General features: G+C 47.7%; 25 protein-coding genes and 1 riboswitch. Of the genes, 6 read left to right on the top strand and 19 right to left on the bottom strand.

Features of this window, described 5'->3' with window-relative positions:
* Nucleotide 1: 1 nt before the first annotated feature.
* The 5 genes from FO441_RS04165 to FO441_RS04145 form a co-directional block, all read right to left on the bottom strand.
* Nucleotides 2-349 carry an Asp23/Gls24 family envelope stress response protein gene (locus tag FO441_RS04165; protein WP_145286182.1) on the bottom strand — a complete coding sequence of 116 codons (348 nt, stop codon included), beginning with the start codon at nucleotides 347-349 and terminating at the stop codon, nucleotides 2-4.
* Nucleotides 350-614: 265 nt separating this feature from the next.
* On the bottom strand, nucleotides 615-1,961 hold the full coding sequence (gene accC / locus FO441_RS04160; protein ID WP_145287354.1) for an acetyl-CoA carboxylase biotin carboxylase subunit: 1,347 nt from the start codon (nucleotides 1,959-1,961) through the stop codon (nucleotides 615-617).
* Entirely contained in the window at nucleotides 1,961-2,395 is a 435-nt protein-coding gene (accB, locus tag FO441_RS04155; protein WP_145286180.1) for an acetyl-CoA carboxylase biotin carboxyl carrier protein, read from the bottom strand. The genes accC and accB overlap by 1 nt, the downstream gene beginning before the upstream one ends.
* A gap of 104 nt (nucleotides 2,396-2,499) precedes the next feature.
* On the bottom strand, nucleotides 2,500-3,057 hold the full coding sequence (gene efp, locus FO441_RS04150; RefSeq protein ID WP_145286177.1) for an elongation factor P: 558 nt from the start codon (nucleotides 3,055-3,057) through the stop codon (nucleotides 2,500-2,502).
* Nucleotides 3,058-3,087: 30 nt separating this feature from the next.
* Nucleotides 3,088-4,143: a M24 family metallopeptidase gene (locus FO441_RS04145; RefSeq protein ID WP_145286174.1), complete on the bottom strand. Its 1,056-nt coding sequence runs from the start codon at nucleotides 4,141-4,143 to the stop codon at nucleotides 3,088-3,090.
* Between the two features lie 183 nt (nucleotides 4,144-4,326).
* Between FO441_RS04145 and FO441_RS04140 the strand changes: the two genes are divergently transcribed.
* Genes FO441_RS04140 through FO441_RS04130 form a run of 3 tightly spaced genes read left to right on the top strand, consistent with a single transcriptional unit; the run spans nucleotide 4,327 to nucleotide 6,043 of the window.
* A complete protein-coding gene (locus FO441_RS04140; protein ID WP_145286172.1) occupies nucleotides 4,327-4,893 on the top strand; it encodes a hypothetical protein in 567 nt (188 codons plus the stop codon).
* A 20-nt stretch (nucleotides 4,894-4,913) separates the two neighbouring features.
* Entirely contained in the window at nucleotides 4,914-5,816 is a 903-nt protein-coding gene (locus FO441_RS04135) for a DUF1385 domain-containing protein (protein WP_145286169.1), read from the top strand.
* Nucleotides 5,817-5,818: 2 nt separating this feature from the next.
* Nucleotides 5,819-6,043 (top strand): SA1362 family protein, encoded by a 225-nt coding sequence (locus FO441_RS04130; protein WP_145286166.1) that lies wholly within the window; start codon nucleotides 5,819-5,821, stop codon nucleotides 6,041-6,043.
* Between the two features lie 30 nt (nucleotides 6,044-6,073).
* Here the strand turns inward: FO441_RS04130 and FO441_RS04125 are convergent, their stop codons facing one another.
* The gene (locus FO441_RS04125) at nucleotides 6,074-6,907 is read right to left on the bottom strand and encodes a lipoate--protein ligase family protein (RefSeq protein WP_145286164.1); all 834 of its coding nucleotides are present in this window, start codon (nucleotides 6,905-6,907) and stop codon (nucleotides 6,074-6,076) included.
* An 87-nt stretch (nucleotides 6,908-6,994) separates the two neighbouring features.
* Between FO441_RS04125 and FO441_RS04120 the strand changes: the two genes are divergently transcribed.
* On the top strand, nucleotides 6,995-7,381 hold the full coding sequence (locus tag FO441_RS04120) for a rhodanese-like domain-containing protein (protein WP_145286161.1): 387 nt from the start codon (nucleotides 6,995-6,997) through the stop codon (nucleotides 7,379-7,381).
* 44 nt (nucleotides 7,382-7,425) lie between these two features.
* Here FO441_RS04120 and gcvPB read toward each other — a convergent pair whose 3' ends face one another.
* The 10 genes from gcvPB to FO441_RS04070 all read right to left on the bottom strand — a co-directional run bounded on the left by gcvPB (nucleotide 7,426) and on the right by FO441_RS04070 (nucleotide 15,615).
* On the bottom strand, nucleotides 7,426-8,907 hold the full coding sequence (gene gcvPB / locus FO441_RS04115) for an aminomethyl-transferring glycine dehydrogenase subunit GcvPB (RefSeq protein ID WP_145287351.1): 1,482 nt from the start codon (nucleotides 8,905-8,907) through the stop codon (nucleotides 7,426-7,428).
* Nucleotides 8,900-10,243, bottom strand: coding sequence for an aminomethyl-transferring glycine dehydrogenase subunit GcvPA (gcvPA, locus tag FO441_RS04110; protein WP_145286157.1), 1,344 nt, complete (start codon nucleotides 10,241-10,243; stop codon nucleotides 8,900-8,902). The genes gcvPB and gcvPA overlap by 8 nt, the downstream gene beginning before the upstream one ends.
* Nucleotides 10,244-10,264: 21 nt before the next feature.
* Nucleotides 10,265-11,350: a glycine cleavage system aminomethyltransferase GcvT gene (gcvT, locus tag FO441_RS04105; protein ID WP_145286154.1), complete on the bottom strand. Its 1,086-nt coding sequence runs from the start codon at nucleotides 11,348-11,350 to the stop codon at nucleotides 10,265-10,267.
* Nucleotides 11,351-11,417: 67 nt separating this feature from the next.
* A riboswitch (glycine riboswitch) is annotated at nucleotides 11,418-11,508 on the bottom strand.
* 32 nt (nucleotides 11,509-11,540) lie between these two features.
* The gene (locus FO441_RS04100; protein WP_145286150.1) at nucleotides 11,541-12,035 is read right to left on the bottom strand and encodes a shikimate kinase; all 495 of its coding nucleotides are present in this window, start codon (nucleotides 12,033-12,035) and stop codon (nucleotides 11,541-11,543) included.
* 158 nt (nucleotides 12,036-12,193) lie between these two features.
* The gene (locus tag FO441_RS04095; RefSeq protein ID WP_145286147.1) at nucleotides 12,194-12,610 is read right to left on the bottom strand and encodes a hypothetical protein; all 417 of its coding nucleotides are present in this window, start codon (nucleotides 12,608-12,610) and stop codon (nucleotides 12,194-12,196) included.
* Nucleotides 12,594-12,863 carry a hypothetical protein gene (locus FO441_RS04090; protein ID WP_145286145.1) on the bottom strand — a complete coding sequence of 90 codons (270 nt, stop codon included), beginning with the start codon at nucleotides 12,861-12,863 and terminating at the stop codon, nucleotides 12,594-12,596. Before FO441_RS04090 ends, FO441_RS04095 begins: the two co-directional genes overlap by 17 nt.
* The gene (locus tag FO441_RS04085) at nucleotides 12,853-13,311 is read right to left on the bottom strand and encodes a prepilin-type N-terminal cleavage/methylation domain-containing protein (protein WP_145286142.1); all 459 of its coding nucleotides are present in this window, start codon (nucleotides 13,309-13,311) and stop codon (nucleotides 12,853-12,855) included. Before FO441_RS04085 ends, FO441_RS04090 begins: the two co-directional genes overlap by 11 nt.
* On the bottom strand, nucleotides 13,262-13,588 hold the full coding sequence (comGC, locus tag FO441_RS04080; protein ID WP_145286139.1) for a competence type IV pilus major pilin ComGC: 327 nt from the start codon (nucleotides 13,586-13,588) through the stop codon (nucleotides 13,262-13,264). The genes FO441_RS04085 and comGC overlap by 50 nt, the downstream gene beginning before the upstream one ends.
* A gap of 19 nt (nucleotides 13,589-13,607) precedes the next feature.
* Entirely contained in the window at nucleotides 13,608-14,663 is a 1,056-nt protein-coding gene (comGB, locus tag FO441_RS04075; RefSeq protein ID WP_246095001.1) for a competence type IV pilus assembly protein ComGB, read from the bottom strand.
* Nucleotides 14,623-15,615, bottom strand: coding sequence for an ATPase, T2SS/T4P/T4SS family (locus tag FO441_RS04070; protein ID WP_145286136.1), 993 nt, complete (start codon nucleotides 15,613-15,615; stop codon nucleotides 14,623-14,625). The genes comGB and FO441_RS04070 overlap by 41 nt, the downstream gene beginning before the upstream one ends.
* A gap of 215 nt (nucleotides 15,616-15,830) precedes the next feature.
* Here FO441_RS04070 and FO441_RS04065 point away from each other — a divergent pair, with 215 nt between their 5' ends.
* Entirely contained in the window at nucleotides 15,831-16,079 is a 249-nt protein-coding gene (locus FO441_RS04065; protein ID WP_145286135.1) for a DUF2626 family protein, read from the top strand.
* 44 nt (nucleotides 16,080-16,123) lie between these two features.
* Here the strand turns inward: FO441_RS04065 and FO441_RS04060 are convergent, their stop codons facing one another.
* Nucleotides 16,124-16,747 carry an MBL fold metallo-hydrolase gene (locus FO441_RS04060; RefSeq protein ID WP_145286132.1) on the bottom strand — a complete coding sequence of 208 codons (624 nt, stop codon included), beginning with the start codon at nucleotides 16,745-16,747 and terminating at the stop codon, nucleotides 16,124-16,126.
* A 92-nt stretch (nucleotides 16,748-16,839) separates the two neighbouring features.
* Here FO441_RS04060 and FO441_RS04055 point away from each other — a divergent pair, with 92 nt between their 5' ends.
* Nucleotides 16,840-17,079, top strand: coding sequence for a DUF2759 domain-containing protein (locus FO441_RS04055; protein ID WP_145286129.1), 240 nt, complete (start codon nucleotides 16,840-16,842; stop codon nucleotides 17,077-17,079).
* Nucleotides 17,080-17,129: 50 nt separating this feature from the next.
* Here FO441_RS04055 and argH read toward each other — a convergent pair whose 3' ends face one another.
* Both argH and FO441_RS04045 read right to left on the bottom strand, forming a co-directional pair.
* A complete protein-coding gene (gene argH, locus FO441_RS04050; RefSeq protein ID WP_145286127.1) occupies nucleotides 17,130-18,509 on the bottom strand; it encodes an argininosuccinate lyase in 1,380 nt (459 codons plus the stop codon).
* A complete protein-coding gene (locus FO441_RS04045; protein WP_145286124.1) occupies nucleotides 18,502-19,713 on the bottom strand; it encodes an argininosuccinate synthase in 1,212 nt (403 codons plus the stop codon). The genes argH and FO441_RS04045 overlap by 8 nt, the downstream gene beginning before the upstream one ends.
* Nucleotides 19,714-19,795 lie beyond the last annotated feature (82 nt).

The following is a 19,795-nucleotide window of genomic DNA, read 5'->3' as shown; positions in this document are numbered from 1 at the left end:
ATTATTTAATATTGACGATGTGCACATTGACTTCTTTGACATCATGATCCGTCATATTCCGGATGGCCTGGTTGACATTCTTCTGGATAAGTTCTGCGGTCTCATGGATATTACGGCGTGTGGAAAGAGAAACATAGATGGAAATCCTTACTTCGTTGTCTTTTGCATCCACTTTGACACCCCGGCCCCTGTACTTCTTGCCGATCTTCTCAAAGTTGCCGCTGGCAAAGTTGTTCTGCAGCGCATGCACACCTTCAGTTTCAGTCACCGCAATGCTCGCGATCACTTCAAGTACTTCCGGTGATAGCTCTATCTGTCCAAGATTTGCTTTGTCTTCCTGAATTATCATGTTCATCACCTCGTCAATTCATTATATCATGATTCGACAGGAAATTGGATGACGTTTCTGCCAGTCCCGGCATGAAATGAACCCCCCGATTCCGGAGATCTTTCCAAGGTCTGTGCATGACGGCCATCAATCACCATTCCGTTAGTTATCATATTATGGTGTGCAAATATCGTTGTCAACCATAGGGATGGCCCCCGGGGAAATCCTGGAGAGCCACATAGAAAGGGGACATCAGTGAAGATGTCCCCTTTCCATATTCATACCATCAGTTCATGATGTCGTTGTTCGCCAGGAAGTTGGTATTATAGTCGTTCGATCTGAATGCTTCATGCTGGAGCAGATTCGTATGGAACGGAATGGTCGTATCGACGCCGCCGATCTTGAATTCTCCAAGCGCACGGAGTGCAGTATGGATCGCTTCTTCCCTTGTGTCTGCATGGGTGATGAGCTTGGCGATCATCGAGTCGTAGTACGGTGGAATGACGTAGCCGGAGTAGCAGGCGGAATCCAGTCTGACACCATATCCACCAGGAGTGATGAATTCTTTGATCTTGCCGGCAGATGGCATGAAGTTCTTGTAGGGGTTCTCCGCATTGATGCGAAGTTCGACAGCATGCCCCTTGAATTCAATGTCCTCCTGCCTGAAAGGAATCGCTTCTCTTCTGGCCACTCTGATCTGCATCTTGACAAGGTCGATGCCTGTAATCATTTCCGTTACAGGGTGCTCGACCTGGATGCGGGTATTCATCTCCATGAAATAGAAGTGGTCTTCATTCAGGTCATAGATGAATTCGATTGTGCCGGCGCCGATGTAGTCGATGCTTTTGGCGGCAGTGACTGCCGTATCACCCATCTCCTTGCGTTTCTCCTCCGACAGGATGGGACTCGGTGCCTCTTCGACAAGCTTCTGCATGCGGCGCTGTATTGTACAATCACGCTCGCCCAGGTGGACGACATTGCCATGATAGTCTCCGAGAACCTGTATTTCGATGTGCCTGAAGTTCTCGATGTATTTCTCGATATAGAGGCTCTTGTTGCCGAAGGCACTTTCCGCCTCCTGCTCGGTCATCTTATAGTTCTGGACGAGGGATTCCTCATCACGGGCAACGCGGATGCCTTTTCCGCCGCCACCATAGCTTGCTTTGATGATGACCGGATAGCCGATCTCCTCAGAGATCTTCTTCGCGTCTTCAACGGATTCGACAACACCTTCGCTACCCGGCACAGTCGGTACGCCTGCTTTTTTCATCGTATCCTTCGCGACGTCCTTTACACCCATGAGTGCAATCGTCTCGTGCATCGGTCCAATGAATATGAGGTTCGATGCCTCACACATTTCGGCGAAGTCACTATTTTCTGCAAGGAACCCATATCCAGGATGAATGGCATCACAGCCGGTCTTCTTGGCGATTGTTATGATGCTGATCATGTCAAGATAGCTGTCTTTCGACAGTTTGGGGCCGACACAGTACGATTCTGTCGCAAGTCTGCGGTGCAGACTGTCAGCATCTGCTTCAGAATAGATGCTGACCGACTCTATATCTAGTTCAGTACAGGCTCTGATGATTCGAACGGCAATTTCCCCACGGTTGGCAACTAGTATTTTCTTAATCATCGGACTCTGAACAATGGCTGGTCGTATTCAACCATTTCTCCATCTTCGACAAGAATTTCTGTGATCTCACCGGAAGTTTCCGCCTGAATTTCGTTGAACAGTTTCATTGCTTCCAGAATGCATACGACACTTGAATTTTCCACCTTGTCGCCCACCTTGACATAAGGATCCACTTCCGGGGAAGAGGCTTTATAGAATGTGCCGACCATCGGTGCCTTGATGACCTTGCCTTCCTCCTGTGGTGCGGCTTCAGTACTCTGTACCGGCTGGGCGAACTCGGGTGCTGCCTGGACTGGTGCAGCTGTCTGCTGAGGCACATTCATGCTGTCGCGCTTCAGCACGATGTCCACTTCCCCGTCCTTATATGACAGTTCTGTCAAAGATGCCTTTTCCATTTTGCTAATCAGTTCATCAATATACTCCAGTTTCATGTCTACTGCTCCTTAACATTCAAAATTTCTCTCTTATATTCTACGCAAGTGGTCATACCAATTCAAGGAAAAAATAAAAGCAGATCGGAATCTGCTTTTTATTTCTATGCTCTGGATACGTAGCTGCCGTCGTCCGTACTGATCACCAGTACGTCATCCTGGTTGACGAAAAGCGGTACTTGAAGCACAAGGCCGGTTTCAAGTGTTGCCGACTTGGTCGCGCCACTCGCCGTATCTCCCTTGATGCCGGGCTCGGTCTCAACAACTCTCAGTTCCACTGATTTCGGCAGTTCAACACCGAGCGTCTCCCCTTCATACATGATCAGGGAGACGTTCATGTTCTCCTGAAGGTACTTCAGTTCGTCCTTCAGGGCTGAAGCATCGAGTTCCACCTGGTCGAATGTGTTGTTGTCCATGAATACATGTGTATCACCATCAGCATAGAGATACTGCATCTTTCTGTTGTCGATCTGTGCACGACCGACCTTCTCACCTGCGCGGAATGTCTTTTCCTGGATGGCGCCTGTCCTCAAGTTTCTGAGCTTGCTTCTGACAAATGCTGCGCCTTTGCCCGGCTTGACGTGCTGGAATTCAACAACTCTCCAGATTCCGCCATCCACTTCCACTGTAAGGCCTGTTTTAAAATCATTGACTGAAATCATACTATTCCTCCTATTGTTCCACTGATATATTCAGATGATGAAAAGTTCCTTGCTGCTGTTGGAAAGCTTCTCGAGTCCGCTTTCCGTAACAATGCAGTCATCCTCGATGCGGACGCCGCCGACACCATCGATATAGATGCCGGGTTCGACTGTGACACACATGTCCTTCTCGAGTACCATGTCGCTTGCTTTCGACAGTCCCGGCATCTCGTGGACTTCGAGTCCGAGTCCATGCCCGAGCGAGTGGCCGAAATTTTCACCATAGCCATGCTCTGTAATGATATCGCGGGCGATGGCATCCGCCTCCTTGCCGGTCATTCCGCTTCTGATCTGTTCCAATGCGGCCAATTGTGATGTTAACACAATCGCATGCACCTTTTCCATCTCTTCACTTACCGACCCGACCCCGAACGAGCGCGTAATGTCGGACGCATACCCATTATAGTAGGCGCCAAAGTCGAGTGTCACCATGTCACCGGACTCGATCTTCTTATCCGATGCGACACCGTGCGGCAGTGCACCACGGTACCCGCTGGCTACGATGATGTCGAAGCTTGAGCCTGCGGCACCAAGCTTGCGCATATGGTTTTCAAGTTCATTTCTGACTTCAAGTTCCGTCTGCCCGGGTCTGATATACCCGAGTATGTGGTCATATGCTTCGTCTGCAATGTCGCACGCTTTCCGGATGAGTGAAACTTCCTCTGACGTCTTGTACATGCGGATGGTTTCGATTTCATTGGTCAGCGGTACAAGGTCGAATTGCCTGTTCAGCTGTTCATAAGTATTATAGTTTATATGCTGTCCTTCAAAGCCCACAGTGCGGAGGCCTTTTTGTTCAAGGAATTCAGCTATGAAGTCGAGCAGTCCTCTATTCTGCAGGACGAACTCGAACTGGTCTGCCTGTTTTGCTGCCTGGGCCTTGTACCTGAAGTCGGATATCAGATATCTGCTGTCCTTCGTGATGACCACTGCACCGCTCGAACCTGTAAAGCCTGTCAGGTAGCGACGGTTGTAGTCACTCAGTACAAGCAGGGCATCGACGTTGTTCTTTTCAATCAAAGCGTTGACTTTATCAAATTTTATCATGTGCATCTACTCCACCTTTCAAATATATATTACATTAAATCCACTGCAATTTCAGTAATGCCTGCTTTGAATTTGGGATAATAGGAAAATAAGTACTGCGCAGCAGCTGATGTATTGCAAATGAATATCATCTTTTAATATAACATGATAAAATAACACAATGAGATACAGGAGAATGAGAATATGAAGCGTATGATATATATTCCGCTTGTTGCACTTGGTCTAAGTGCCTGCGGAGACCCATCAATTGAAGAAGAACTGGCAAGTGCGAATGACCGCAATGAGGAGCTTCAGAGCATCCTCCAGACCGAGGAAGTCGCACTCCAGAAGAACACCCAGCGTCTTGAGGCACTGGAGGAGGATATTTCCAAAATGCAGTCTGTCATCAGCAATCCTGACATAGATGCCTATGTCGATATTGTCACAGACTATTCCGACGCCATGAAGCAGGGCCTCTCGGATCTGGATACGCTGCTGTCCGATAATGCAGATGCACAGGACCTTTCGACCATGAATGAATCATTCGAGGAGATAGAGAAAAGCCTGGCAGAGGCGATTGAAGCGTACCGTGATGGTGCCACGAGTGTGGAACTCGACGAATATCTTGTCCGTCGGCACAGTGCGATACAGCTCGCCAACGAAGATATCCTTGCCGCTCTCGATTCGATCGGAAATGGCATTTCCGCGTCGGATCAGAATCTGCTTGACCAGGGGCTTGCACAGCTGAGAAATGCACATGAATACTATTGATAGAAGGAAGCGTCGAAAAAATGGATAAACCGAAGTTCGGTGGACAGGCAGTAATCGAGGGTGTCATGTTCCAGTCAAAAGACAAAATGGTGACAGCAATCCGCAGAAGCAATGACGATATCGAATATTTCGAGATGGACCGTCCGGAGAAGGCATGGGTACAGAAACTGAAGAAGATTCCGGTTCTCAGGGGCAATGTGGCCATCATCGAATCAAGTATATATGGCATGAAGCATATGGAGTTCGCTACAGACCGTTATGAAAGGGATCCGGCAGACGATGTGAAGATCGAGCAGGAAAAGCAGGATGCCAATACGGCAAGGATTGTCATGTCCACCATCATTGTCGGCATACTCTCCTTTCTGGTCGGTAAATTCCTGTTTACGCTGATTCCGGTATTTATTGCCGAAGTATTCTCAGGTGTGGTCACCTCCCATGTCGGGCAGGTATTTCTGGAATCCGTCTTCAAATTGATTCTGCTGCTCGTATACATCTATGCCATCTCCATGACCCCCATGATAAAAAGGCTGTTCCAGTACCATGGCGCCGAGCATAAGGTGATCAACACTTTTGAAAATGGAGATGAACTGACAGTCGGCAATGTCCAGAAGCATTCAAGACTGCACTACCGTTGCGGAAGCTCTTTCATTCTGTTTACCGTACTTGTCGGTTTTGTCGTATACATGTTCGTTCCGGTCGATCCATTCTACGTCAGGATACTCAACCGGATCGCATTGATTCCTGTGGTCATCGGCCTGTCGTTTGAGTTTCTGCAGTTCACCAACAAGGTGAGGAATGTACCGGTGCTCAAATGGCTCGGAATTCCGGGGCTTATGCTCCAGCTGCTGACTACAAAACAGCCGGATGGCCATCAGGTCGAGGTCGCCATCAAATCATTCAACAAATTATTAAGGAGCTTCTGATAATGAAAAAGTTTGTACTATACCTGGTGCTCGCCATCGCAGCACTCGGTCTGGTCACCAACATGGAATACTTTCTGAACATGATCGTCAACTCCCTCGTGTTTCTGGTAGTGATTGGTCTGATTCTATACGGCATCTACTATTTCTTCATTCTGACAGAGAGCCAGAGGAAGTATAAGAGGGCATTGCGAAAATCCAAAAGAAAATATAAAAATAGAAAGAAATAGAAAACAGGCCGCGTGAGCGGCCTGTTTTTTTCATCTTCTATAGTTCCATTCATCGGATGCATACTTTTTCCTGATTTCTTCAAGTCGCACTCTGTCGCTGTCCGTCAGTACATAGGGCTCGGTTGTAATATCTAGCCCTTTTTCAAAACCTTCCCTGAAAGCAGGATAGAGATCCTCCACTGTAAATTTTCTGTCGCTGATCTCATTGATTGCGACTGCTTTCTCCTTGAAGGCGGTCTTCATCTTTTCTTTGAATCTTTCGTTCGTATATGTAAACATGTCGAAAAGATGATCGATATCGACATCAAGAAGGATCGAACCATGCTGCATGATGACGCCACCCTGCCTGGTCTGCGCGCTGCCGGCGATCTTCCTGCCTTCAACGACCAGCTCATACCAGCTCGGCGTATCAAAGCACACGCTGCTTCTGATATTCGTCAATTCCTTCTTTTCCTCTTTTGTCCGCGGAATGCTGAAGTGCGCGTCGAGACCAAGGTTTCTGAAACCTTCAAGCAGTCCCTGTGATAGAATGCGGTAACTTTCAGTGACCGAGTCGGGCATGTCGGGATAGTTCTCAGGCAGTACGACACTGTATGTCAGCTCCCTATCATGCAGTACGCCCCTGCCGCCTGTCGCACGACGTACCAGTTCATAGCCGTATTCATCCACGCGGTCTATATCGATCTCCTTTTCCATCTTCTGAAAATAGCCGATCGACAAAGTCGGCGTCTCCCATTCATACAGTCTTATGGCAGCAGGTATCTCGCCCTGTCTGACCTTCTCCATCAGCAGTTCATCCAGCGCCATGTTATGGAAAGCATCATTCCTGCCGCTTTCCAGATAGAACCATCTGTTTTGTACCATATTGCTCACTCCTCTCTTTTTCTCTTTCAAATTATACCAAACATCTCTATAATAAACTTATGTGAAATTTTTAAGGAGAGATGCAGATTGGATACATGGTTGATCATTCTACTGGCTGCAGTCGTTGTCCTTCTTCTTCTGGTGCTCAACGGCTTCAGAAATATGAAAAGCGTCAAATCGTTGCCTGAGGAAGAGTTCAAAAAAGACTTGAGACGCGTACAGCTTGTAGATTTGAGAGAAAAGGAAAAGTATGAATATGGCCATATCATGGGAGCAAGAAACATTCCGATGATGAACTTTTCGATGAAGATGAATTCACTTCGAAAAGACCAGCCGATCTACCTCTATGACCAGACGGGACGTCTGTCAATCAGAGCCGGCAGAATGCTCAAAAAAGCAGGCTATAATGATATCTATATGCTGAAGAACGGTATCAGCAAATGGACGGGTAAAATAAAATCCAAAAACAAATAGCATGACAAAAGGAGATCCGGGTCTTGACCCGGATCTCCTTTTGTCTACTTCTCTTCCAGAATATCTTCACGCTGGAATCTCAGGATCGGCTTTCTCGCGGCCAGTGTCTCATCCAGACGTCCGATGACTGTCGTATGCGGTGCTTCCAGGACGATATCCGGATTCTCCTCCGCCTCTTTCGAGATGCTGATCAAAGTATCGACGAAGCCGTCCAGTGTTTCCTTGGATTCGGTTTCCGTCGGCTCGATCATCATGCATTCCTCGACATTCAGCGGGAAGTAGATGGTCGGCGGGTGGTAGCCGAAGTCGAGCAGACGTTTCGCCATATCCAGAGTCCGTACACCCATCTTCTTCTGTATCGATCCGCTGATGACGAATTCATGCTTGCAGTGCTGCTTGTACGGCAGTTCGAATGTGCCCTCGAGGCGTCTCATCATATAGTTTGCATTCAGCACGGCGATTTCGGAGACTTCCTTTAAACCATCCGGCCCCATCGTACGAATATACGTATAGGCACGGAGGAAGATGCCGAAGTTGCCGAAGAAAGGCTTCACCCGGCCGATGCTTTTCGGTACATCATGTTCCACTCTGTAAGTGCCATCATCAGCTTTGACGACAAGTGGTTTCGGCAGGAATCTGGCGAGATCGGATTTGACTCCGATTGGTCCGGATCCCGGGCCGCCTCCACCGTGTGGGCCGGTGAACGTCTTATGAAGGTTGAGGTGGACGGCATCAAAGCCCATGTCACCCGGTCTGACTTTTGCCATGATCGCATTCAGGTTCGCTCCATCGTAGTACAGTTTGCCCCCTGCCTCGTGGACGATGTCACGAATTTCGATGATATCCTCTTCAAAGAGACCAAGCGTATTCGGATTGGTCAGCATGATTGCCGCCGTATCATCCCCTACTACACTTTTCAGATGGTCGATATCGACAAGTCCTCTGTCGTTCGACTTTACCGTCACTGCTTCGAAACCGGCAACGACTGCACTTGCAGGGTTTGTGCCATGCGCGGAATCCGGAACGATGACTTTCGTACGGTTGTAGTCGCCGTTATCTTCGTGGAATGCTTTGATCATCATCAGTGCGGTCCACTCGCCTTGTGCACCTGCAGCAGGCTGTAGGGAGATTTCGTCCATGCCGGTAATCTCCTTCAGGTGTTCCTGCATATCATGGACAATTTCAAGCGACCCTTGGATTGTACGGTCGCTCTGCAACGGGTGGCTGAGAGCAAAACCGGACATTCTTGCGACTTTCTCATTGATCTTCGGATTGTACTTCATCGTGCATGAGCCCAGTGGATAGAACCCGGAGTCTACACCATGGTTCTTGTTGGACAGTTCCGTGTAATGGCGCATCAGATCGAGTTCGCTGATCTCCGGCAGTTCAGCTTTCGTCCTGCGGATGAACCTGCTGTCCAGAATATCTTCAAGATCGTGCTGTTCCACTTCAAGTTCCGGAAGCGAATAGGCAAAACGGTCTTCTGTGCTTCTTTCAAATATCAGAGGACTGGATCCCTTATGCATTGTAGTCACCCAACCTTTCGACAAATCCGTCAATTTCTTCTTTCGTACGCAGTTCTGTAACAGCAATCAGCATATGGTTTGCAAAGCCTGGATCCACTTTGCCGAGATTGTATCCACCGATATAGCCATGATCCAGCAGTTCGTCGTTTATTACATCGATATCCTTCGACAGTTCTACAGCAAATTCATTGAAGGACTGTCCATCGAGTACAGTGAAGCCTGCATGCTTCAGCTGATTCTTCATATAGAAAGTCTTCTGGATGTTCTGTTCCGCCATCTCTACAGCACCGTTCTTGCCGAGTGCGCTCATTGCGACTGAAGATGCAAGTGCATTGAGTGCCTGGTTTGAACAGATGTTGCTCGTCGCCTTGTCCCGTCTGATGTGCTGTTCACGAGCCTGGAGTGTCAGTACAAATCCGCGATTTCCTTCGTCATCCTGCGTTTGGCCGACCAGTCTGCCCGGCATTTTTCTCATGAGCTTCTTGGACGCTGCAAAGTAGCCGCAGTGCGGGCCACCGAACTGTGCAGGGATGCCGAATACTTGCGTGTCTCCTGTAACGATGTCTGCCCCGAATTCGCCTGGTGGTGTCAGCAGGCTGAGCGCGAGCGGATTACTGTTTACGACAAACAGCGCCTTATGCTTATGCGCAATCTTTTCGATCGCTTCAAGATCTTCAACTGAACCGAGGAAGTTCGGATACTGGACCATCACAGCTGCAGTTTCTTCATCGGAAGCTGCATCGAGCTTGTCGAGGTCGGTATAGGTGCCGTCAAGGTCCACTTCGACGACTTCGATGTTCTGTGCCATGCAGTAGGAACGAAGCACCTCGATTGCCTGGAAATGGACACCTTTTGACACAACAACCTTTTTTTTGCGTGTCTGACCGGATGCCATGGTCGCCGCTTCAGCGAAGGCAGTGGGACCGTCATACATCGAGGAGTTGGCAACATCCATTGCAGTGAGCTCCGAGATCAGCGTCTGGAACTCGAATATCGCCTGCAGCTCTCCTTGTGAAATTTCCGGCTGGTAAGGGGTGTAGGCGGTATAGAATTCCGAACGGGAGATGACATGGTCCACCACTGTCGGAATATAGTGATCGTAAACACCTGCGCCAAGGAAGGAGGCATGTGTTTCGGAAGTGATGTTCTTATTTGCAATATTTGCAAGTTCACGCAGCAGTGATGTTTCGCTCTTACGTTTTTTGAGATCGAGTTCTCCTTTGAACCGGACACTCTCTGGAATATCATCGAACAGTTCGGAAATACTCTCGACGCCGATGGTGTCGAGCATTTCCCTCTTATCTTTTTCAGTTAATGGCAAATAGCGGTGACTCAATTCATACACTCCCTTATACTGTTAATTTTTGTGGAACGGGGTTTTGACGAACTTTGCTTCTACATCCTTGTTTCTGATACGGACATTGAATGCCTTATCAAGTTCATGGAAGTCACTGTCGATGAGCGCAAGACCGATGGACCGTTTCGTCAGCGGTGACTGCGTACCGCTTGTAACGTGGCCGACCGTATTGCCTTCACTGTCAGTCACTTCGTAATTTGTGCGTGCAATACCACGGCCGAGAAGCTCGAATCCAGCCAGTTTTCTTGGCGCGCCATTCTCCTTCTGATCCCTGAGTACCGTCTTGCCGATGAAGTCCTCCTTGTCGACCTTGACAGCAAAGCCCATATTGCCTTCAACTGGTGTGATATCTTCTGTCAGATCCTGTCCGTGCAGCGGCAGCGCTGCTTCAAGTCTCAAAGTATCGCGTGCGCCCAGTCCGCACTGTACCACTCCGGAATCCGTGAAAAGCTTCCACAGTTTTTCCGTATCCTCAGCATCGCAGTAGATTTCAAAACCATCTTCTCCTGTATAGCCGCTCTGGGATAGGATGACATTGCATCCTGCAATGATCATATTCTGTTTGAACCGGAACATCTTCATTTCGCTGATATCCTCGTCTACATGACTCTGAACGATTTCACGTGCTTTAGGACCCTGGACGGCAATCTGTCCGTATTCTGCAGATATGTTGGTAATTGTCGCATCAAAACCTGAAATGCTCTTCAGCCACTCGAAGTCCTTATCGGTATTGCCGGCATTGACAACAAGCAGGTATTTGTTCTCCCCGAGCCTGTATATGACGAGGTCATCGATGACACCGCCCTGTTCATTGCACAGCATAGTATACTGGGCTCTTGTTTCAGTGAGCTTCGACACATTATTCGTCAGCGCGTAGTTCAGAAATGCCTCTGCCTCGCTGCCTTCGACGAGCAGCTCTCCCATATGGCTGACATCAAAGATTCCTGCAGCTTCCCTGACTGCAGTATGCTCTTCCTTTATACTGCTGAACTGTACTGGCAGCGCCCAGCCTGAGAAGTCGATGACCTTTGCTCCGGCTTCCTGGTAGTAGTCATACAGTGGTGTCTTTTTAAGTTCTGACATGATTTACCTCCTTATAATAAAAAAACAGGACAGCTGTAATAGCTGCCCTGTTGAGTTGCCTTCAGGAATGCGTCCCAATGCCGTTCTTTTGCCTGAGAGATTCACCCGGCGGGGGTTTGCTCCTTCGGCGACGATTACTCGTTCTCTCGAGCATTGTTCATTCGCAAAATTTTCAATTATCAATTCGAGTTCATTATACCCTGCGAATTTGAGAAATAGCAAGAAGTTTTGAAACAACCGCTTCAACGGATGCACTGCAGTCGATTTCATGGTCGGCTGCACTACGGTATATATGGAGCCTCTGTTCGTACAGGGCGTTTACCTGCTCGCGGCTCCTGACAAGCGGCCGGTTGCTGTCATCTTTGATCCTGGTATAGAGGGTATCGAAATCTGCATGGAGGTAGACGACCGGTACATCCATATTCTGCAGCAGCCTGCGTGAGGGTGCATATGTGACGACCCCGCCACCGGTAGCGACGATGCATTCAGAATCACCAACCTGATCCAATGCTTCGAATTCCCTTCTCCTGAACCCAGCTTCGCCCTCTGTTTCAAAAATCTCACGAATCTCCATGCCGGCCATCCTGACGACTTCCTTATCCAGGTCGATTACCGGCAGATTCATTTTATCACTCAGGGTATGGGCCACTGTGGATTTTCCGCTCCCCATGAAACCGATCAGAATCATTCCATCACTCCTAGTCCACCAGCCCCTGGATGCGGAGCTGATAAATTTCTATAAAATTCGATTGTATTTCCAGTATCATGAAGACCTTATTATAGTAATGGTAATATAAGGCCACCAGATATAGCAATATGAAGTATACAGAAAAGCTGAAAAATCCATCATTTTGCGAAAGCGGCAGTTTCATCGTTCCCCTCCCCTTCTCCTGATACCGAAATATGCACATGGGTGGCCGTCTCCTCAAGTTCAAATACATCGGCATCGAACATGACGGTCACGTAGCCGGTCTGCTCGATGCTTTTAATAATACGGGTGCCATGCTTCCGGTACTCGACATCTCCTTTGCCGGTGGTGAATACAATCGACTGCGTACGGTCATCATGCCGGACTTCCGTACTCTCCTCATATGTTTCTGCAATATCGATCATGAAGAAATCAATTTCAAAATCCACTGGCGGTGAATGGGCATCCTCAAACTGCATCAGAATGGAAGGCATGAGCGACATCACGAACGCTGCGATGGACAGGGAAATGAGTGCTTCAATATAGGTGAACCCTGCATCATTCAATATGGACACACAGCTTTGCATCATTCTTATCGCATATACGGTGTGCTTCGATGCGATAGTTGTGACTGCCAAGCATGAAGGATTCATAGTCTTCATATGCCAGCATGTCGATGTAGAGTCTGCGGGTAAATTCAAGTGTTCCGGCCGAATCCGACACCGTCTGGTTCAGCATGATCATGGCAGGGACCAGCACACTGAGTATGATGGAGAAGATCAGCATCGTCAGTACACTATCAAGCATCATGAAACCATCATCTTTCAATCCGGAACCTTCCTCTCTGTATTTGAAAAATAAAGCTTACAGATGACCCCATGCAGTCGAAGCTGATGGTACCGAACTTATCTGTATCACCATCAGGCTTGAATATGATCCGCTGCAGTCCACCCTGCTTCAATGCACATGTATCCAGCGGATACGTTCTGATGATCTTCCCTTCGTGGGTGCGCATCTGTATCTGCTGGCTGATCGGGTCCATACTGACAATCCGCTGTGTGGCAGTGCTCATGGCATCCGTCTGCGCACTCTGAAAGAAATATCCGATTGCATCGATCTCCTGATTGATGCGCCTATCATCATCGACCGGAATGCTGGCTGCGCTGATCAGCAGAAGAATGCTGATGATGCTCAGTGTCAGCATCATCTCCAGCATGGTGAAGCCATCATTCAGTGCGGATCGCCTGGCCATCAGTGATGACGATTGTGTCGCCATTCGCGCATGATATCTGATCAGAAGTGAGGTAGTCCGGAACGAGCACGTCGATTGTCGCAGGCGGTGACCCTTCATTCAGCGTATAGGCTTCGACCTGGCTCTGCACCATGCGTACCTGGGCTTCGCACCCGGTGTCCTGAACGTTGGCACTCTGTGCGGCGATATTCGGTATGATGAGGATGATCAGCACCGAAATGACAAGCAGAACGAGCAGCATTTCTATCAGCGTAAAACCATCATCATTATTCTTCAACTTCTTCTCGAATATTTTTTTCATTTGGAATCCTCCTGAGTTTTTAGATTTCAGACATCATTTGAAAAATAGGTAGAACTATTATCAAGTACAGGCAGACGATCAGTATGCCGAGTATCAGGAATATGACAGGCTGAATTCTTCTGGTCATATTCTCGAGCCGCATGATGAGACGTTCCAGCGTATACTCGCTGAACATGATCAGTTCTTTGCCGACGCTGCTGTTCTGTTCTCCATGACTGACGAAGACACTGAGCTTTTCATCAATCATATCCATTTGTGCCAATGCACCGGATAGCGAGTCGCCGTTCATCAGGGATGCTTCGATTTTCTGCGAAACGAGCCTGAGGTAGGGATTGATCTCCTGATGAATGAACAGATCGAGTATTTCTTTGACTTCAAGTCCATTATTCAGGAAGTAGCCGAATTCCCTCGAGAAGCGGTATGTCTGATAGCCCCTGAAAAAGAAACCGAAAATCGGGATGCGGGACAGCACGCTGCATTTTTGTTCAATGTGCTTCATGTTGAAGATGCAGAACATGCCAACTGCTGAGATGACAACAAGCATCAGAGATGCTCCAAGCACGTATGGCAGCCATTCAAGCATGGCAATGAGCACGCTTACGATGCCTTTGGATTCTGTCCCCATTACTGTATAAAGGCTTTTGAACTGGGGAATCACTGTAAAGTTCAAAGTGATCAGTATGGTGATGAAAATTGCTACAAGCAGAATTGGATACTGCAGTGATTTGATGAGTTTCGAAGTAGTCTGACGGACATTGTCCAGATACGACGCCGATTCTCTCAGATTTGTCAGCACTTCGCCGTGGATTTCTGCAAACGAGACCTGGATGACAATGGCATTCCTGAATCCCATCACCTTCAGTATGCTGCTGAGACTCGCACCTTCCTGGACCATGCTGAGGTATACCAGACGGTCTTTCTCTGTCAGAACATCATACTGTTCCAGCAGAAATACAAGCGACTGCTGCAGTGTGAACCCGACTTCCAGCAGGTCTGCAATCTTTACCAGGAAGTGTGCATCATATTTTCCGAGTCTATTTGAATTTCTCCACATGGATGGCATATTCATCCGCATCAATTCCTCCTGTCCGAAAAAGTTCCGACAGTTTGTCTTCAAGTGTCCCGTGTTCGGCATGACCGGTTTTCAGATAGGAGACAATCTGAGCGTTGTCCAGTGTTTCGTAGATGATGAAACTGCCGTTTCTCGTGTACAGAATCCGCTGGTTGATGATGAGTGAAATGCTCTGGATGATCTCCTCGTCATAAAGTCCGTAATCTTTCAGCCGGCTTACTGTGCTGACAGCGGATTTACTGTGGAATGTACTGAGCACCAGATGACCTGAAAGGCTTGCTTTCAGTAGTTGGGAAGCAATGTTTGCATCCCTGATCTCACCGAACATGATGATATCCGGGTCACACCTGAGAACCCCTTTAAGAAGGGGTTCGTAGTCGATATTCGCCTTTTCATTGATCTCCACCTGGACGAGACCATCCAGTTCATATTCCACCGGATCCTCAATGCTTATGATCTGCTGCCTCCCGGACGCTATCCTTTCCTGTATCAGCCGATACATGAGCGTCGATTTGCCCGAGCCGGTCGGCCCGGTAAAAAGGATCAATCCCTGTTTCCGTGCCATGAAAGGCAGAAGAAAATCGTAGTCCCGAGGCTGATGGAAAAGTGATGATGAAGGCCGGTCTTCCATGCCGTTGAGCATGCGGATCACAATGATTTCATTCATCAGGGAAATGGGTAGCGTGCTGATTCTGACATTGAATTTCTGATCTTCGATGCTGAGCATCGTTCGGCCACTCTGCGGCAGCTTATGTTCATTGATGTCAAGTTCGGCAATGAACTTCAGGAAATTGACGGTTTTCCTATAGTCATCCATACCGATCTCTTTAAGCGTGAGCATTTCCCCTCTGCTTCTTACTCTGACAAGTCCCTTTGTACTCTCAAGCGTCAGGTGTATATCTGTTGCATCATGACGCATGGCATCTTTGATGATTTCTTCTACTTGCTGTTTCATCATTCACCTCCTACACTATATATGGTGAAAAAAAGGTGTTTTGATCTTTTCTGAAATAAATTATCGTTTTTTATATTTCGGCGTTTATTTTCATGTATAATAGGAATTAATGGTAAGAGATGCCAAGACATTTATCTTTATAAGTATTTACTTTGATATGATTATTATTTATAATTGATAACGATACGGTAAGTAAGGACGAAAGGACTGTTCCTATGGATAAAGTTTTCAAAACACTTGGATTCTGGACTGCAATGTTTGCAATCCTTTTCTATGTCGGTGACATGATGATGATGGCGCTATTCTTCATCGCCCAAACGGGATTCTTCATTCTGTTGGGTTATATGAAACTTACTGAAAGAATGTATATGTATGTATTTGCTGCGTATCTGGTCCTTTTCTTTGTAGGATTTACATACTTCACAACATTTCTTCTCGAACCGAGTTTCGGCGGTCACCACTAGAAACTAAAGACCAGGCAGATACAATCTGCCTGGTCTTTTTATATTCATCCTCTGATGAACGGATTCGTCTGTTTTTCACTGCCTATCGTCGTTTCTGGTCCGTGACCCGAATAGACCGTCAAGTCATTTCTTTGCGTGTAGAGCTTTTTCCTGATGCTGCGGATCAGTGTTTCGTGGTCTCCCTGGTATAGATCCGTTCTGCCGATGCCGCCGTTGAACAGCACATCACCTGAAATGATGAAATCCTGAAATAGAAAGCTCATGCTGCCTGGGGAGTGGCCCGGGGTATGCAGTGCTTCGAAATGGAACTTCCCGATCTCGCGTTCGCCTGGCTTGATGATTTCAGGTGTTATCGATGATTCGATTGCTTCGATTCCCATATTGCTGTACTTGGCCGACCCATTTTTTGATGGATCACCGAGCCAGTCCTCCTCCTCGATGCCAATCCATGTATCGACTCCGAAATGACTGGCGACTTTATCCAGTGCACCGATATGATCAAAATGTGCATGTGTCAGCAATATGGCTTTCACCCTGCTGTCTTTTGGTACTGTATCAATGATCCTATCCGCTTCCCCTGAAGGATCAACGATCAGTACTTCGTCTTCCTGCTTCAGTATGTAGCAGTTGGTTTCCAATGGTCCCAGTGGGAGTACTTTTATTTCCATTATGTGCCCTCCTTAAAATTCCCTCGACAAAGCTACTTTTTAATTATACAATATATATGAGAATAAAGAGAACTATCGGGAGGTTGAGCAAGATGCCATTCATCGATACTGGTGAGTTATTTCAAATTGGCGGCATTTCCATCCATATCGGGGTCAATGCATTGTCCCTGCTCATGCTGATGATAACTATAGTCGGCATATGGGGCCTTGTGGCTGCTATTAAAAACAGAAATCTGCTTGCTGTACTTTTCAGTGTGGCAACAGTTGCTACATTTGGATTCTTCGCAATCGCAACAATCTTTACATACGGTTATCCGGAGCTAGGCCACTAGATCCTGCCGTCTGAAAGAAAAAGGCAAACCCGAGTAGGGTTTGCCTTTTTTTATTTCTTCATCGTTTCTCTTGCTATCTGCAGCTGATGTCTGACAGCCTCAGTTCCCGTACCACCGAGACTCTTTCTCCTGTCGACGACGACCTGCGGAGACAGTACTGTGTAGATGTCCTCTTCTATTGAATCATGATGTTCTTTATACTCCGTAAGGGAAAGATCCTTCAAGTACTTGCCTTCATTGATGCACTTCAATACAAGCTCACCCACCACCTCATGCGCCTTCCTGAATGGTACGCCCTTCTGTACCAGATAGTCGGCCAGTTCAGTGGCGTTCGAGAAATCATTCTGAACCGTCTTTTCAAGTACAGCTTCATTGATGGTCATTGTCTCAAGCATGCCCGTCATGATTCGGAGAGAGCCCTTGACTGTGGTCACCGCATCGAATATGCCTTCCTTATCTTCTTGAAGATCCTTGTTATAGGTGAGTGGCAGTCCTTTGACCAGCATCAGCATGCTTGTCAGCGCACCGGTTGTACGTGCACTCTTGCCACGGATCAGTTCCGCCATATCCGGGTTCTTCTTCTGCGGCATCATCGAACTGCCTGTCGTGAACTGGTCGGACAGCTGGACGAAATTCGCCTCCTCGCTCATCCAGAAGATGATTTCTTCAGAGAGCCTGGAAAGATGCACCATCACAAGGCTGATGTTGGAGAGTGTCTCTATGATGTAGTCACGGTCGCTCACAGCATCCATGCTGTTCTGATAGATGTCTGTGAAGCTGAGCAGCTCCTTGGTCATTTCACGGTCGATATCGAAAGTCGTGCCACTGATGGCTCCTGCCCCAAGCGGTGACATATCGATGCGCGGCAGTGTGTCATTGAAGCGGTCCTTGTCGCGCTTCAGCATCCAGAAGTACGCCATGATATGGTGTGAGAAAAGGACGGGCTGCGCACGCTGCAGATGTGTATAGCCCGGCATGATGCAATGGATGTTCTCCTCGGCCAGTTCAAGAATGGCTTCCTGCAGTGTTTCGATACTTTCGATGATTTCATATGCCTTTTCTTTTACATAGAGATGCATATCGGTCGCAATCTGATCATTTCTGCTGCGGGCGGTATGCAGTTTTCCGCCGACATCTCCGATCTTCTCGATGAGTGCGTGCTCGACGTTCATATGGATATCCTCATGCTGTACCGATAATTCGAGTCTGCCTTCGTGGTAGTCGTCGAGTACTGCACTCAAGCCGTCTATCATCTGCTGCTTTTCATCCTCTGTAATGATATCTTTTGCTGCAAGCATTGTCGCATGGGCAATACTGCCGGCAATATCCTTTTCAATCAGCACCTGGTCAAAATGGATGGATGCGTTGAACGCATCCACCCATTCTATTGCTTCTCCCTGAAATCTGCCCCCCCATGCTTTTTTAGTCATAGAGTTTCACACCGCTTTCAAGCATGGATTTGACTTTCGTCGGCAGACCGAAGATTTCGATGAAACCGACTGAAGCGTCCTGATTGAAGGCATCCTCGCTCGTGTATGTCGCGAGTTTTTCATCATAGAGGCTGTTGTCTGAACGTCTGCCTGTCACAGTAACATTGCCTTTGTAGAGCTGCAGGCGGACTTCGCCATTGACCGGCTGCTGCATATCCTTGAGCATCTTTCTCAAGGAATCAGATAGTGGTGAGAACCACAGGCCATTGTAGACCTGTTCTGTGAACTGCTGCTCGATGAATGGCTTGAAGTGCGCAATATCCTTTGTCAGTGTAATGGTTTCAAGGTCGTGCTTCGCTGTAAGGATGACTTTCGCTCCTGGTGTTTCGTATACTTCACGGGATTTGATGCCGACCAGTCTATTTTCAACATGGTCGATTCTGCCGATACCATGTGCACCTGCGATATCATTCAGCTTTATGATCAGGTCATCAAGGTCGTAGGAGACGCCATTGATTGCGGTAGGCAGTCCGGCCTCAAATGAAAGAACAAGTTCTTCCGGCTCATCCGGCGCATCCACTATGTTGGCTGTCAGATCATATGCACCTTCAGGTGGTGTATTCCATGGATCTTCCAGTACACCACATTCATTACTTCTGCCCCAGAGGTTCTGGTCGATTGAATAAGGGGAATCCAGATTGATCGGAATCGGAATGTTCTTCTCTTTTGCGTAGTCGATCTCCTCTTCCCTGCTCCACGTCCATTCACGTACCGGAGCGAGGACTTTCAAACTTGGATCGAGCCCCTGGATTGCAACTTCGAAACGCACCTGGTCGTTTCCTTTCCCAGTGCATCCATGCGCAACATAGTCTGCATTGGAATGCTGTGCAATCTCGACGAGCTTTTTGGAAATGAGTGGGCGGCTGAGTGCAGAAACGAGTGGGTACTTTCCTTCATACATGGAATTTCCATAAATTGCATAGGCAACAAAATCATCTGCAAACTCTTTTGTCGTATCGATGACGTGGGATTCGATCGCACCCATGTCGAGCGCCTTCTGATAGACGATATCCAGATCTTTTCCTTCACCAACGTCAAGGCACACTGCAACGACGTCATACCCTTTATCTATGAACCATTGGATTGTTACGCTTGTATCGAGACCACCTGAGTAGGCAAGTACCACTTTTTCTTTCTTTTCCATTCCATTCACCTCTGTAATGTTATAATTATAATGATTAGAATGATAGCACTATAAAGTGTCCATTACAAGTATATTTATTCAT

The sequence above is a fragment of the Salinicoccus cyprini genome, from assembly GCF_007713705.1.
Taxonomy (GTDB): domain Bacteria; phylum Bacillota; class Bacilli; order Staphylococcales; family Salinicoccaceae; genus Salinicoccus; species Salinicoccus cyprini.
Note: the sequence above shows the minus strand (reverse complement) of the source record. Positions and strands in the feature narration are given on the sequence as shown.

What these genes read in the sequence shown, in the direction of transcription:
- FO441_RS04085 (WP_145286142.1), bottom strand. Translation starts at nt 13,311, where the DNA reads ATGGCGACACAATCGTCATCACTGATGGCCAGGCGATCCGCACTGAAT.
- FO441_RS04145 (WP_145286174.1), bottom strand. Translation starts at nt 4,143, where the DNA reads ATGATAAAATTTGATAAAGTCAACGCTTTGATTGAAAAGAACAACGTC.
- FO441_RS04045 (WP_145286124.1), bottom strand. Translation starts at nt 19,713, where the DNA reads ATGGAAAAGAAAGAAAAAGTGGTACTTGCCTACTCAGGTGGTCTCGAT.
- FO441_RS04165 (WP_145286182.1), bottom strand. Translation starts at nt 349, where the DNA reads ATGATAATTCAGGAAGACAAAGCAAATCTTGGACAGATAGAGCTATCA.
- gcvPB (WP_145287351.1), bottom strand. Translation starts at nt 8,907, where the DNA reads ATGCATAAGGGATCCAGTCCTCTGATATTTGAAAGAAGCACAGAAGAC.
- FO441_RS04130 (WP_145286166.1), top strand. Translation starts at nt 5,819, where the DNA reads ATGAAAAAGTTTGTACTATACCTGGTGCTCGCCATCGCAGCACTCGGT.
- FO441_RS04100 (WP_145286150.1), bottom strand. Translation starts at nt 12,035, where the DNA reads ATGATTCTGATCGGTTTCATGGGGAGCGGAAAATCCACAGTGGCCCAT.
- FO441_RS04070 (WP_145286136.1), bottom strand. Translation starts at nt 15,615, where the DNA reads ATGAAACAGCAAGTAGAAGAAATCATCAAAGATGCCATGCGTCATGAT.
- accB (WP_145286180.1), bottom strand. Translation starts at nt 2,395, where the DNA reads ATGAAACTGGAGTATATTGATGAACTGATTAGCAAAATGGAAAAGGCA.
- comGB (WP_246095001.1), bottom strand. Translation starts at nt 14,663, where the DNA reads ATGCGGATGAATATGCCATCCATGTGGAGAAATTCAAATAGACTCGGA.
- efp (WP_145286177.1), bottom strand. Translation starts at nt 3,057, where the DNA reads ATGATTTCAGTCAATGATTTTAAAACAGGCCTTACAGTGGAAGTGGAT.
- FO441_RS04060 (WP_145286132.1), bottom strand. Translation starts at nt 16,747, where the DNA reads ATGGAAATAAAAGTACTCCCACTGGGACCATTGGAAACCAACTGCTAC.
- argH (WP_145286127.1), bottom strand. Translation starts at nt 18,509, where the DNA reads ATGACTAAAAAAGCATGGGGGGGCAGATTTCAGGGAGAAGCAATAGAA.
- FO441_RS04135 (WP_145286169.1), top strand. Translation starts at nt 4,914, where the DNA reads ATGGATAAACCGAAGTTCGGTGGACAGGCAGTAATCGAGGGTGTCATG.
- FO441_RS04055 (WP_145286129.1), top strand. Translation starts at nt 16,840, where the DNA reads ATGCCATTCATCGATACTGGTGAGTTATTTCAAATTGGCGGCATTTCC.
- FO441_RS04140 (WP_145286172.1), top strand. Translation starts at nt 4,327, where the DNA reads ATGAAGCGTATGATATATATTCCGCTTGTTGCACTTGGTCTAAGTGCC.
- comGC (WP_145286139.1), bottom strand. Translation starts at nt 13,588, where the DNA reads ATGAAAAAAATATTCGAGAAGAAGTTGAAGAATAATGATGATGGTTTT.
- FO441_RS04125 (WP_145286164.1), bottom strand. Translation starts at nt 6,907, where the DNA reads ATGGTACAAAACAGATGGTTCTATCTGGAAAGCGGCAGGAATGATGCT.
- FO441_RS04065 (WP_145286135.1), top strand. Translation starts at nt 15,831, where the DNA reads ATGGATAAAGTTTTCAAAACACTTGGATTCTGGACTGCAATGTTTGCA.